The 12081-nt window shown below is 42.2% G+C and carries 11 protein-coding genes and 1 pseudogene; 5 read left to right on the forward strand and 7 right to left on the reverse strand.

Annotated elements, in window-relative coordinates; all coding sequences use genetic code 11:
• Positions 1 to 17: 17 nt before the first annotated feature.
• The 5 genes from FC56_RS01485 to FC56_RS01505 form a co-directional block, all read right to left on the reverse strand.
• Positions 18 to 1199: an ABC transporter permease gene (locus tag FC56_RS01485; protein ID WP_056977563.1), complete on the reverse strand. Its 1182-nt coding sequence runs from the start codon at positions 1197 to 1199 to the stop codon at positions 18 to 20.
• Positions 1199 to 1915, reverse strand: a complete 717-nt coding sequence (locus FC56_RS01490) for an ABC transporter ATP-binding protein (protein ID WP_056977564.1) — start codon at positions 1913 to 1915, stop codon at positions 1199 to 1201. The genes FC56_RS01485 and FC56_RS01490 overlap by 1 nt, the downstream gene beginning before the upstream one ends.
• 136 nt (positions 1916 to 2051) lie before the next feature.
• The gene (locus FC56_RS01495) at positions 2052 to 3017 is read right to left on the reverse strand and encodes an electron transfer flavoprotein subunit alpha/FixB family protein (protein WP_054670037.1); all 966 of its coding nucleotides are present in this window, start codon (positions 3015 to 3017) and stop codon (positions 2052 to 2054) included.
• Positions 3018 to 3029: 12 nt separating this feature from the next.
• On the reverse strand, positions 3030 to 3806 hold the full coding sequence (locus tag FC56_RS01500; protein ID WP_056977566.1) for an electron transfer flavoprotein subunit beta/FixA family protein: 777 nt from the start codon (positions 3804 to 3806) through the stop codon (positions 3030 to 3032).
• A gap of 13 nt (positions 3807 to 3819) precedes the next feature.
• On the reverse strand, positions 3820 to 4941 hold the full coding sequence (locus FC56_RS01505; protein WP_056977567.1) for an acyl-CoA dehydrogenase family protein: 1122 nt from the start codon (positions 4939 to 4941) through the stop codon (positions 3820 to 3822).
• Between the two features lie 137 nt (positions 4942 to 5078).
• Here FC56_RS01505 and FC56_RS01510 point away from each other — a divergent pair, with 137 nt between their 5' ends.
• The 4 genes from FC56_RS01510 (at position 5079) to FC56_RS01525 (ending at position 8809) form a co-directional block, all read left to right on the forward strand.
• The gene (locus FC56_RS01510) at positions 5079 to 5939 is read left to right on the forward strand and encodes a helix-turn-helix domain-containing protein (RefSeq protein WP_056977570.1); all 861 of its coding nucleotides are present in this window, start codon (positions 5079 to 5081) and stop codon (positions 5937 to 5939) included.
• A 70-nt stretch (positions 5940 to 6009) separates the two neighbouring features.
• Complete coding sequence (locus tag FC56_RS01515) at positions 6010 to 6537, forward strand: GNAT family N-acetyltransferase (protein WP_056977572.1); 528 nt, start codon at positions 6010 to 6012, stop codon at positions 6535 to 6537.
• A gap of 137 nt (positions 6538 to 6674) precedes the next feature.
• Positions 6675 to 8129: an ABC transporter permease gene (locus FC56_RS01520; protein WP_056977574.1), complete on the forward strand. Its 1455-nt coding sequence runs from the start codon at positions 6675 to 6677 to the stop codon at positions 8127 to 8129.
• A gap of 20 nt (positions 8130 to 8149) precedes the next feature.
• Positions 8150 to 8809: an ABC transporter ATP-binding protein gene (locus FC56_RS01525; RefSeq protein WP_054670334.1), complete on the forward strand. Its 660-nt coding sequence runs from the start codon at positions 8150 to 8152 to the stop codon at positions 8807 to 8809.
• A gap of 73 nt (positions 8810 to 8882) precedes the next feature.
• Here FC56_RS01525 and FC56_RS01530 read toward each other — a convergent pair whose 3' ends face one another.
• Together FC56_RS01530 and FC56_RS01535 are read right to left on the reverse strand one after the other, a co-directional pair.
• On the reverse strand, positions 8883 to 9584 hold the full coding sequence (locus FC56_RS01530) for an amino acid ABC transporter permease (protein WP_056977576.1): 702 nt from the start codon (positions 9582 to 9584) through the stop codon (positions 8883 to 8885).
• Between the two features lie 12 nt (positions 9585 to 9596).
• Positions 9597 to 10484 (reverse strand): annotated as a pseudogene (locus tag FC56_RS01535) (transporter substrate-binding domain-containing protein).
• A gap of 117 nt (positions 10485 to 10601) precedes the next feature.
• Here FC56_RS01535 and FC56_RS01540 point away from each other — a divergent pair.
• On the forward strand, positions 10602 to 12074 hold the full coding sequence (locus tag FC56_RS01540) for an amidase (protein ID WP_056977578.1): 1473 nt from the start codon (positions 10602 to 10604) through the stop codon (positions 12072 to 12074).
• Positions 12075 to 12081: the final 7 nt, after the last annotated feature.

A 12081-nucleotide genomic window follows, 5' to 3' on the forward strand; every position in this document is an offset into this window, starting at 1 on the left:
TCAGTCCTTTCATTAAATTAAACTTTTCGGTATTTACGCATACTGAAAATATTGACAATTACAAAGAAAATTAAAATGCCAATTAGTACCGTAACTGGTTCCCAAATATCTATCAGGGTAGCTTGACGTTGAATTACATCAGTTAAAGCACTGGCGCCGTAATATAAAGGCATGAAGTGGGCGATAACTTGCAACCAATTATCCATGCTAGACACAGGAACGATCCCTGAGAAAAAGACTTGTGGAATGACGAGAAGCGGGATGAATTGCATCATTTGAAATTCTGAGGCGGCAAACGAAGAAATGAAAAGCCCCATCGCTAATGCAACGAGAGCAATTAAAATACAAAGGGCCATTACCAACCACAGACTACCTAAGATCTGGACTTGTAACGCCCAGACACAGAATAAAACGACGATGATGGTTTGCAAAATCGCAAACAAACCGTAACCACCTAAATAACCGTAAATGATGTCGCTGCGTTTGATGGGAGTAGCCAGTAACCGGGAAAGCGTTCCGGAGTTTCGTTCGCCTAATAATGAGATGCCGGAAATCATGAAAACAAAGAAAAAGACTATGAAACCAACAAAAATTGGTAGCATGGTAACGAAGAATGAAGCATTGCCGTTCGCGTACAGATAGTGAGATTTGGTGGTGTAATTAGTAGGGGCCTTTAGGTTAGAGGTACTCCTTTGGGTTTGCGAACTATTCGCGCTTTGGTTTGCGCTAGTTTGCGGTAATCGCGCACTTAAGGTTTGCAGTTGCTTTTGAGCTTGTTTTAAGGCGGAAGCTTGCTGTTTAGTCACGCTAGCTAATTGCTGAATTTTTAGTTTAGCTGCCCCACCCTGAATACTCTGTTTTAAAATGCCTGCTTGGGTTTGATCTGCATTTTCGTAAGTCATTATCAATTGATCGCCCTTGGCGGTGAGGTAACCAGCGTAGTGATTTTGCCGGATTATTTCTTTAGCAGATTGGTCGCTGGTAACATGGTGGATTTTAACTTGCTTGTTGTCAATGGCTTTGACCACCTCGGTAGGTACGTTGTGCACGGCTAAGTCAGCGGTAGAATCGGAACCAGACTGGAATAAAAAGTACATCAAACCAAGCATTAATAATGGAGCAATGAACATCATTGCTAGGGTGCGTTTGTCACGAATCATTTCTTTGAAAATTCGTTTGAAGACGGCTAAGATACTCATTATTTTTGCCCCGCTTTCACAAAAACCTCTTCCAGACTATCAGTGTGGTACTTGGCCAATAATTCATCCGGAGTACCGGAAGTGATGAAGTGACCGTCGCGAATCATCGCCAAGTTATCACATTGAGCGGCATCTTCCATTACGTGGGTGGTAATGATGATGGCCTTGCCGTTATCCCGTAGCCGGTTTAGTTCTTGCCAGATTTGTTGCCGAAGCTCGGGGTCAATCCCCACCGTAGGCTCGTCTAAAATTAGTAAATCGGGATCTGCTAATAGGGTTAGTGCAAGCGATAGCCGGCGTTTCATCCCACCAGAGTAGTTGCTGACGCGCCGATCTAAAAATTCCAAGAGATTGACGGTCCCAGCCGCATATTCAATGCGCGCCGGAATGTCTTTTTTAGCAATATGAAATAATTCGGCAAAGAATGTTAAGTTTTCTCGGCCGGTTAATAGTTCGTACAATGCATCGCTTTGAGCCATAAAACCAATTTGGGCTAAGGTTTCTCGATTAGGCATCGGTTTACCTAATACAGTGACTTCTCCGGTATCTGGATCGTCCATTCCCATGATGATTTTTACTAGGGTGGTTTTTCCAGCTCCGGATGGTCCGATCAACCCCAGCGTTTGGTGACTGGTGACTTGTAAATTAATATTGTCCAAAACTACCTGATTGGCAAAGTGCTTACTGACGTTGGTGACGGCAACTGCTAATGACACGTAAATCGCCTCCTAAAATTTGTGAGTGGTGACTCACTTTAAATTTTAATTTCAGTATAAAGGTTTCGAAGTGAGTGTCAACTCACTGAAACTATAAATAAAAATCATTCACCAAAGGTAAATGATTTTTGGATAATTATTTAGTTTTGGCTAATAAAGCAGTTAAAAATTCGGTGGCGTCACCAACGTAACCGTAATCAGATTCAGCAAAAATAGGTGCATCAGGATCTGTATTGACAGAAACCACTTGTTTAGCGTTTTTAATTCCTACTATATACTGAACAGCCCCAGAAATTCCCAAATTAATTAATAGCTTTGGGGCAATAGTGTGACCACTTTGACCGATTTGAAGTTCGTGACCAAATTCTGGATTATCAGTCATTGGACGAGTCACACCTACCATACCGCCAAGTTGGTCTGCTAGTTGGTGAGCTAATTCGATGGTTTTAGGATTGTTGGCACCGCGACCTAAAGCAATAACTATATTCGCATCACTAATATTCGCAGAACTATTGATCATTGGAACGGTTTCTGTAACCGTCATTTGAGTTTCAGGATGGAAAGTAAATTCGGCATTAATTATCTCAGGAATTTTAGTAGAATCCAATTGAGCGTTAAAAGTATTGGGCCGAACAGTTGCCATTTGGGGTCGACTATCAGGACAAATAATGTCACACATAATGTTGTCACCATAAGTAGGTTTTGCTTGGATTAAAAGATCATCTTCAAAAAACAGATCTAAACAGTCAGCGGTTAATCCAGTTTGAAGCTTAGCTTGTAATCTTGGAGCTACTGATCTACCAACTACCGTGGCTGGAAATAAAAAACTATTGGGACGTACGTCAGGGGTAATTTGAAAGAGAGCATCGGCGATTTCAGCGTCTGTGGCGTTAACAAACCGATCATCTTTGATAGTGATAATTTTATCTGGGCCGTATTGGCTAACAGTGGTTTCAGCATCAAAATTAGTTGCTTCAGGTAAAACTGCCACTACCGATTTTTGGTTAGAGATTGATTTAGCTTTGGTTAATAATTGTAAACTGGTGGGTTCAATTTTACTGCCGTTTAATTGAATGTATACCCAAATTTCTTGATTATCCATAATGAATTCCTCCTAGTAATCTAAATCCGACAGTAGTTCATTGACTGCCTCTGTTGGATCTTTAGCAAGCATAGTGGTTTGCTTAGCAGAAACTTCCGGGGCATAAACTTTTGTCACTTTAGTGGGGGATCCGGATTGACCGATTTGGGTTGGATCTAGGCTTAGATCTTTTTCAGACCAAATGGTTAATGGCTTAACGAAACTTTGCATAATGTTAACCGGGGTGGCATAACGAGGTTGGTTAATATCTGCCCCCACGGTAACCGCTGCGGGTAAGCTTACTCGAATCTTTTGAGTGGCGTTGTCTAACTGGCGACTACCAGTAATGATATTGTTTTCTAGTAGTTCTAATTTGTCTGCAAAGGTTACTTGTGGCAGACTTAATTCTTCAGCCACAATCGGACCTACTTGACCAGTATCTGCATCAATTGATTGGCGTCCGAAGAGGACTAGATCAACGGCTCCAATTTTTTGAATTGCTTGGGCTAATGAATAACCAGTGGCCAAAGTATCTGCTCCACCTAAGGCCCGAGAACTTAATAGAACCGCGGAATCTGCGCCCATAGCAAGGCCTTCACGTAAAGAGCTAGCGTAACTATCGGGACCCATACTAAGTAAAATTACTTCTCCACCAGCTTGTTCCTTTAAACGTAGTGCGGTTTCGATAGCGTTTTTGTCGTAAGGATTAATGATGCCATCCACTCCAGAGCGAACTAAATTATTAGTTTTAGGATCTAATTTGACGCTATCGGTGTTAGGAACCTGTTTAATACAAACGATGATTTTCATGTGGCTGCCCCTCCTATTTATTAATTTCGGCTTTGGTAATTTCTAAATTCATTTTTTCGATTGAGCCCTCGGCTAGTTCCATGGCCCGAGCATCCCTAATTAAATGTTCAATTGGGTATTCGCGACTATAGCCGTAACCCCCTAATATCTGTAATACTTCGTCACCGCCCAAAACGGCAGCGCGACTACCATAGGATTTAGCCATGGCAGCGACTTCATCATATGCTTGTCCGGCTACTTTTTTGCTAGCGCCAGATTGATAAAGGTTACGGGTATTTTCCCTGGCGATGGCAACGTCAGTGATTTTTTGTTGGGTTACTTGTAATTGGTATAGGGGAGTGGTTAACGCTTTACGTTCCTTAGCATAATCGACCGCAATGGTTAGTTCGTGATCTAAAATTCCCGCTAAAACTGCGCCCATTAATACTCGAGCATCCGCGTGAGCATTGTCACCAATTTCAAGCCCTTGACCGACCTCGCCGAGTAGGTGATAACTAGGGACCACGATGTGATCCATTACAATTTCACCAACTGGGACCCCCCGAAGTCCAATAAAATCTTCGCGCTTACCGAAGCTAAACCCTGGCATGTCTTTATCGACTACAAATACGGCGAGGCGATCATCTTCGGTCTTGGCTAGAACACAGTACACTTCTGCTAAACCACCGTTGGTGATCATAATCTTGTCGCCAGAAATGACCCAGTTATCTCCCTGGCGAATAGCCCGGCTGCTGATTCCGGTAGGATTAGAACCACCAGATGGTTCGGTCTGGGAAAAAGCAAAAATTCGGTGAGCGGCGGAAGGCAAGTATTTGGCGTTTAATTCTGGTGAACCGTATTTAACAAACTGTTCGATAGTTTTAAAATGACCTTCCAAAGTAACTGCCATGCTGGCATTACCAGTGGCCATTCGTTCTAAGGCTTCGGCAGCAGCTTCGAAGTTGAAACCAGCGCCGCCATATTCTGCTGGCAGAGTAGTGGCTAACAAACCATTATCAACAACTTTTTGGAACAAACCGGCAGGGTAATCCTGTTGTTGGTCAATCTGCATATCTAAAGGAGCCAATTCGTTAGCGGTAAATTCTGTGATCATGTGTTGCAACATTTGGTTAGCAATTACTAGTTGGTTGGTCATGATTATCAGTCCTTTGCTTTTTTATTCACAAACTATATTATTCCATAATTATATATTTTAATATAATAAATATCAATAAAAAATCCGAAATTAATTTGGTATAATGGTTTGAGACTAAGATGTGGCGGGAAAATATAATGAATATTGATAAATTTATAGCACAAAGAAAAAAATTAGGTTATTCGCAAAGTGAACTGGCTAAGGGAATTTGTACACAAGCAACTATTAGTAAGTTTGAAAATAACGGCAAGATGATTTCAACTAAAATTTTAACCCAGTTATGTAATCGGTTAGGCTTGTCCTTAAGCGATTTGTTTCCCAATGCCGAAGTTGATCGGCAGCGACTATTTGCCAAATTGGAAGAAATTGGGTTTAACTTGGTGACCAGTGAATATCAATTGGTGCTAACGGAATTAGCAACGATTAGTGAGGCTACATTAACGGATAACAACCTAAAAATGGAATATTTATTTATCAAGGGTTTTGCATTAGCGCTTAGCAAAACCAATCCGGCTGATGCAATTTTTTGTTTTGACCAAATTTTGAATGGCTTAGACGAAGCTCACCGAACCATTTATTCTCAGTTAGCTTACGTAGGCTTGGGAATTGCCTATGATCGCCAGGCAGATATTAACAGAGCTAGATTTTATTTTGAAAAAGTTCCCAATAAGTTACGGCTTACCACGGTTGATGCTAAAGCCAATATTTGGAAAACGATGTGCATGTTATTTTATACCGGCGAATTTTACGGCCAACAAGCTGAGGTGGCTACCAGCAATCCATTGTTAGAACAGGTTATTGACCTGGGATCTCAAAATCATGTCACCTATTACGTGGCGCGAGCTCAATACCAATTAGCTGAAAACTATGTGCACGCTGGTCGGCCCCAAGCGCAATTAGCTGAAATTTTAGCCGATGCTACGGCCTTTGCTAAATTTAACCGTAACCAAAAATTACTAGATAAAATCACTAGGTTAAAGGAACAATTAAGCTCCTAATTTCCACCTGGGGTTTTAGCGCTAGGTATGGTACGATACTTCTCACACACTATTTAGAGGAGCAACGAAAATGAAATTTGTAAATGTTGATGAAACGCTGCGAAACTATTGGGTGCGAGTTTATGATGGAGCCTTTCCAGCTGCAGAGCGCAAACCGTTTACCGAGTTGGTTGATCTAAATCAAGAAGCGGCCGTTCATATGAACATCATTCAAGAGGCAGGAATTAATTTAGGCTTGGCCTTTTTCTATGAGCTAACGCCAACTTCAATTTATCTAGTTTTTTTGGCAGTGGACCCAGCACAGCGGGGCCAAGGGTGGGGTTCTAAAATCCTAACCGAATTAAAGCGGCAATATCCAGATGGAATTGTCTTGGAAAGTGAACAGACGAATGCTGGAGCAACCAATGAGGAGCAACGGCAAAAACGGTACCGATTCTATCAGCGAAATGGTTTTACTGATAGTGGTTATTTGACGGATTTAACCGGGATGACCTTTCACGTGCTGACTACCGGACAGCCAGGATTAGTTGCTGGATATCAAGCAGCACTCCAAAAATTTGCCCTACCAGCAACGGTTACGGCACCTAAAGATAATTAAATAAACCGAGGAACCCAACTATACCGGACTTTATTGTCCGTAAATGGGATCCTCGGTTTTTATTTTTAAGTCAATTTAAAGTTAAGCGCCTTAATCTAATTCGCGTACTTACAAATCAGTTAAAGGACGTGAAAAGAATGAATTTTATTAAACGGGCATGGTTAAACACCTTCGCTAAGTGGGGGCGGACTACCCTGCTCATTTTGGTCACTGCGGCCATATTAATGTTTGTGTTAGCTGGATTATTAATCAGCAACGCTGCCAATAAGGCAACAGAACAGGCTAAACAAAATGTGGGCTCTACTCTAACTCTCTCAGCCAATCGGGAAGCCGCTTTTAAAAAAATGCAGTCGAGTTCTTCGTCTAGCAGCAATGGTAGGCCAGGCAAAATTAGTATGACACCAGTTAAATTAAGTGATGCTAAAGAAATCGCGAAAAATAGCAATATTTCTAATTATAACGTAATGGTAAATAGTTCTGCCGATGCAAAATCATTTGATACGGTTTCTACTAGCGGTGCTGGTTCTGGAATGATGGGCAAAATGGGAGGTGGCTCATCAACTGGTGACATTACTATCAATGGGGTCACTGATACCAGCATGGTGGACAGCTTTAAGTCTAAGAGTAGCAAGATTACTTCTGGCCGGGGCTTAACTGCTGATGATGAGGATACCAATAATACGGTGATTGAAAGTGAACTGGCTGAACAGGATAATCTCAAGGTTGGTGACACAATCACTTTAAAGAATATTAGCAATAGCAAGAAAACCTACAAACTTAAAATTGTCGGAATTTATAAGGCTTCTGCTAATGCTTCGACTGGGATGATGGGTAACGACCCAGCTAATACGATTTATACTTCGTATACCTTGGCTAATACCGTTAAAGGTAGTAAGTACAAGGATACAGCTGACTCAGTAACTTTTAATATTAGTAATCCTACGCAAACTAGTTCGGTGAAAAAAGCGGGGGATAAGGTGATTGATACTGATACCTATAGCTTAACTTCAGATGATGCTAGCTACCAAACGGTTAAAAAATCTATGGGTGCCGTTAGTGGTTTTGCCAACAAGATCGTTTGGTTAGTAGCGGTAGCTGGAACTATTATTTTAGCGCTAATAGTAATTTTAATGGTTCGCGAACGGCGTTATGAAATTGGAGTATTACTGTCACTAGGAGAAGCACGTTGGAAAATTATCGGCCAGTTCTTTACGGAAATGGTGATGGTGCTGATAGTTTCATTGGTAATTGCTGGGGCTGGTGGACAGGTCGTAGGTAACAAATTAGGCCAGCAATTAGTTTCTTCGGCTCAGACAACGCAAACCAGTTCGACAGGTTCGCAAACAACCGGTCAACCCGGAGGTGGCGGTGTGCCAAGCGGCGGCCGGCCTAGTGGAGCTCCAACCGGTGGTCATATGGGTGGTACTGCAAATTCTCAAAAGGCTAAACAAACTAAGCTGCAAACCCAATTAAACGCAACTGAACTGGGCCAATTAGGTGGTTTTGGATTAGTAATAATGTTCTTAGCGGTAATGATTGGTTCGTTTGGAGTATTAAGACCGGAACCGAAAAAAGTATTAATTGATGATTAGGAGGAACCCCGATGACAGCAATGCTAGAAACAAAAGATTTAACCTATTGGTACAACAGTAGTAATCAACCGTTATTTAAAGATGTGAACTTAAGCTTTGAAGCTGGTAAACTCTATGCAATCGTTGGTCGTAGTGGATCTGGTAAAACTACGTTCCTATCTCTTTTAGCGGGATTGGATAAACCCAAGGTCGGAGACATCTGGTATCAAGGACAACCGCTAAAGAAAATTGGATTAACCAATTATCGCCGTCATGATGTTTCTGTGGTATTTCAGGCTTATAACCTTTTTACCTATATGTCTCCGTTAAACAATTTAATGACCGCTATGGCCATTACCAATTCCCAGCATCAGGACGATAAACAGTATGCTACTGAGATTTTAACCCGAGTGGGGATTGCTGCAGAGGACGTGAATCGTAACGTCACCCATTTGTCTGGTGGGCAACAGCAACGGGTGGCAATTGCCCGCACTATGGTTTGTGATGCGCCCTTAGTAGTTGCTGACGAACCTACTGGTAATTTAGATGAGCAAAATACTCAATCTATAATCGAACAATTTCAACAGCTAGCTCATTCCGAAGGTAAATGTGTGATCTTAGTAACTCACGAATCGGATGTAGCAGCTCAATGCGATGAACAAATTAAATTAGCCAATAATGAATTCCAAAGTATTATCTAAAAAAGAGTTTCGTCATTTTAAAATGACGAAACTCTTTTTAATTTGGAACTGAGACTTCTGAAAAGCGGAAACGTTAATGCTGATTCACCATGTTTCGGTTAACGTAGCGTTCCAAATGATTTTGTCCAGCGGTGATAATAGAACAACAGGCCCAGTAAATCAATGCGATTTCTAGATAAACCGTCATGTAGTCAAAATTATCTCCACCGATGATTTTAGCATTCATAAACATTTCGGTAACGGTGATCATGGCTGCTAAGGAAGTCCCCTTGAATAAGTCTAAGATAACATTGCCCATTGCTGGAATAGAAGTCCGCATGGCTTGAGGCAAGATAATATCTCTCATCGTCACAAAATGGGTCATTCCTAATGATTGAGCGGCCACCCATTGGCCCTCATCTATCCCTAATAATGAGGATCGAAAAATTTCAGAAACGTAAGCCGCACCGTTAAGGATAAACGCTGCCGCTGCCGCTGGAAATGCTGCTACCCGCCATCCAGTATACGGTAGTCCAAAGTAAATCAAAAATAATAAAACTAAGATGGGGGTTCCCCGCATAAAGGAAATATAGGTTCGTGAAAGCCAGTGCAGCCATTTATAGTGACTCATTTGGCCCAAAGTTAGTAGTGTGCCAAGGATAATCTGGCCAATAAAGCTAACGATTGTTAACTCAATAGTCATTGGGAGGCCGCTAAGAATAAACGGCAAAGAATGCCAAGCAAGTGGGGCGTTAAAGAAATTAGGAATGGATAGGTGGGTTAAAATGTCGTTCATTACCTCACCGGCCTACTGTTCGCTATCTTTAACGGTGAAAGTCTTAGCGATGTGGACCTTCGGCTTGCTGGTAACGTCAGCGCCACCGTAATATTTGGCAGAAATTTTCTTAATGGTTCCGTTTTTTAATAACTTAGCCAGTTCCTTATTAACGGCATCTTTTAAAGCCGTGTTAGATTTTTTCATTAAAATTCCGGAGCCGTTTTTAGTGTTTTGAGTAGCGAAGTACAAGTTACTTGGAATCATTAATTTTTTATTCATGTCTGGCAGGGCTTTAAGTGCCATAGATTGAAGATAGTAATCGTTTAAGATAGCATCGGTTCTGCCATTGGCAACGTCTTTTAAGTAAACATCATTAGAAACGTTGTCGTAGTTAACTGGTGTAGCACCTAGTTGCTTAGCTAAGCGTTGGTAACTGGTTCCGGCTTCACCACCGGTCTTTTTGCCTTTCAAATCTGCAAAACTGTGGATGCCAGACTGGTCTTTTTTGCGGACAATCATACTATCAAATGAAAACTTGTAAGGGGTAGATAGGGCGAACTGCTTTTCCCGTTTTTTGCTAATACTGTAATCGTTAACGGCCATGTCAACGGTTCCGTTATTTAAAGCGCTCATAGTACCGGAAACGTCCATTTCCTTAAATTAAATTTTTTTGTGGAGGCCTTTGGCGACTGCCTTGGCGACTTCCACGTCAAAACCGGTTAACTTTTTATCGTCACCGTGAAATGAAGTGGGATAAAGGGTTCCGGAAGTTGCCACTACTAAAGTCTTTTGCTTGGCAAGCTTATCGCTAGAAGAGTTGCTAGCGGACTTGGATGAACCACACCCCGCCAAGGCAATGGGGAAGACTAAAACTAAAAGAGCTAACACAAGAGTGAATTTACGACGAATATGTATCATTATCTTTCTTCCTTTCATACTGAATTAATGTTAGTATAATTTACTGAAAGCGCTTTTACAAGGGGCTGGAAACAAGTTATTTTGTGCACATGGTTTAGGCTAGAAAGGATGAGTAAAATGGCAGAGGACGCGACTAGATTGGCTGCATTAATTAAACGGGGAAAGGTCAGCTCAACTGAGCTGGTAGCAAGGAGTTTAGCCAAAATTAAAGCTGAAAATCAAACACTAAATGCGGTGACTCATTTAAGGGAAACGGCTGCGTTGAAAGAAGCTGAAAACGCGTTGAAAACGGACGCACCTTTTGCAGGCGTACCGATTTTGATCAAAGGGTTAGGCCAATCATTAAAAGGCGAACCAGACACCGCAAGTTCAAAACTGCTCAAGGCTAATGTGGCGACCACAACTGATAATTTTGTGGCTGGACTTCAACGGGCTGGATTCATAATTTTAGGAGAAACCAACGCACCGGAGTTTGGCTTCAAAAACGTTACCGACCCAGAGCTATATGGTCCCACTAAAAGTGCATGGGGTAACCACGAAGTTTCTCCAGGAGGTTCATCCGGTGGCTCAGCAGCCGCTGTTAGCGCCGATTGGGTATCATTAGCTGCTGGAAACGATGGTGGTGGCTCAATTCGAATCCCAGCTTCGTTTTCCGGCTTAATTGGTTTAAAGCCGACGAGAGGACGCGTTCCTGCCGGCCCAGGTGCTTGGCGGGGGTGGCAAGGAGCGTCGATTAACTTCGGCTTAACTCGTTCGGTTAGGGATACTGCCCAGTTATTAGATAGTTTGCAAACCGTTCAACCAGCCGCGCCATTTCAAACGCCATTGTACTCACAAGGCTTTTTGCAGACTAGTCAGCAACCCCTACCAACCGAGTTCACAGTGGGTTACACGTTAGAATCACCAGTCGGGACCCCGGTCAGCAAAGACGCTCAGCATGCAGTTTTAGATGCGGTTGATTTTTTGAAAGCTAACGGAATCAGAACTGTTGAAATGCAAAATCCGTTGGACGGCGTCAAAATGATGGAAAGTTATTATATTGTTAACTCCGGAGAAACGGCAGCTATGTTTGATGGTATTCAAGCAAGTTTAGGCCGTGCCGTTACCATGGACGACATGGAATTAATGACCTGGGTAATCTATCAAGCTGGGCTGTTAACCAGGGCTCAAGACTATAGCCATGCTTTTGAGTTATGGGATGCGGCTAGCTACCAAATGGATCAATTGTATTCCCAGATCGACCTATTTTTAACGCCCACTACTGCTACCACGGCACCACGGTTAGATTATGAATTAGTTAGCCCTGAAGTAACAGAACAAATGCGCCACGTCACTGATCTCAACCGCCAAGAACGGTTAGATTTGATCTATCGATTCTTTGAACGAAGTTTGGCGCTATCGCCGTTTACTCAACAAGCCAACTTAACTGGTCAACCGGCGATTAGTTTACCCACTGGAATGGCTACTAACGGGTTACCGTTAGGCATTCAGTTCCTGGCTCGCAAGGGTGATGAAGCTACGCTACTACAAATGGGTCGACTATTTGAAATGAATGGCATGTTTAAGATGTTGCATGAAACGGAGCAGTAAATAAAAA

Origin of the sequence: Lentilactobacillus senioris DSM 24302 = JCM 17472 (assembly GCF_001436555.1) — a bacterium.
GTDB classification, from domain to species: Bacteria; Bacillota; Bacilli; order Lactobacillales; family Lactobacillaceae; genus Lentilactobacillus; species Lentilactobacillus senioris.

Excerpts from the sequence above, each read along its gene's own strand:
- FC56_RS01485 (WP_056977563.1), bottom strand. The coding sequence starts at position 1,199 with ATGAGTATCTTAGCCGTCTTCAAACGAATTTTCAAAGAAATGATTCGT.
- FC56_RS01495 (WP_054670037.1), bottom strand. The coding sequence starts at position 3,017 with ATGGATAATCAAGAAATTTGGGTATACATTCAATTAAACGGCAGTAAA.
- FC56_RS01500 (WP_056977566.1), bottom strand. The coding sequence starts at position 3,806 with ATGAAAATCATCGTTTGTATTAAACAGGTTCCTAACACCGATAGCGTC.
- FC56_RS01505 (WP_056977567.1), bottom strand. The coding sequence starts at position 4,941 with ATGACCAACCAACTAGTAATTGCTAACCAAATGTTGCAACACATGATC.
- FC56_RS01510 (WP_056977570.1), top strand. The coding sequence starts at position 5,079 with ATGAATATTGATAAATTTATAGCACAAAGAAAAAAATTAGGTTATTCG.
- FC56_RS01515 (WP_056977572.1), top strand. The coding sequence starts at position 6,010 with ATGAAATTTGTAAATGTTGATGAAACGCTGCGAAACTATTGGGTGCGA.
- FC56_RS01520 (WP_056977574.1), top strand. The coding sequence starts at position 6,675 with ATGAATTTTATTAAACGGGCATGGTTAAACACCTTCGCTAAGTGGGGG.
- FC56_RS01525 (WP_054670334.1), top strand. The coding sequence starts at position 8,150 with ATGCTAGAAACAAAAGATTTAACCTATTGGTACAACAGTAGTAATCAA.
- FC56_RS01530 (WP_056977576.1), bottom strand. The coding sequence starts at position 9,584 with ATGAACGACATTTTAACCCACCTATCCATTCCTAATTTCTTTAACGCC.
- FC56_RS01540 (WP_056977578.1), top strand. The coding sequence starts at position 10,602 with ATGGCAGAGGACGCGACTAGATTGGCTGCATTAATTAAACGGGGAAAG.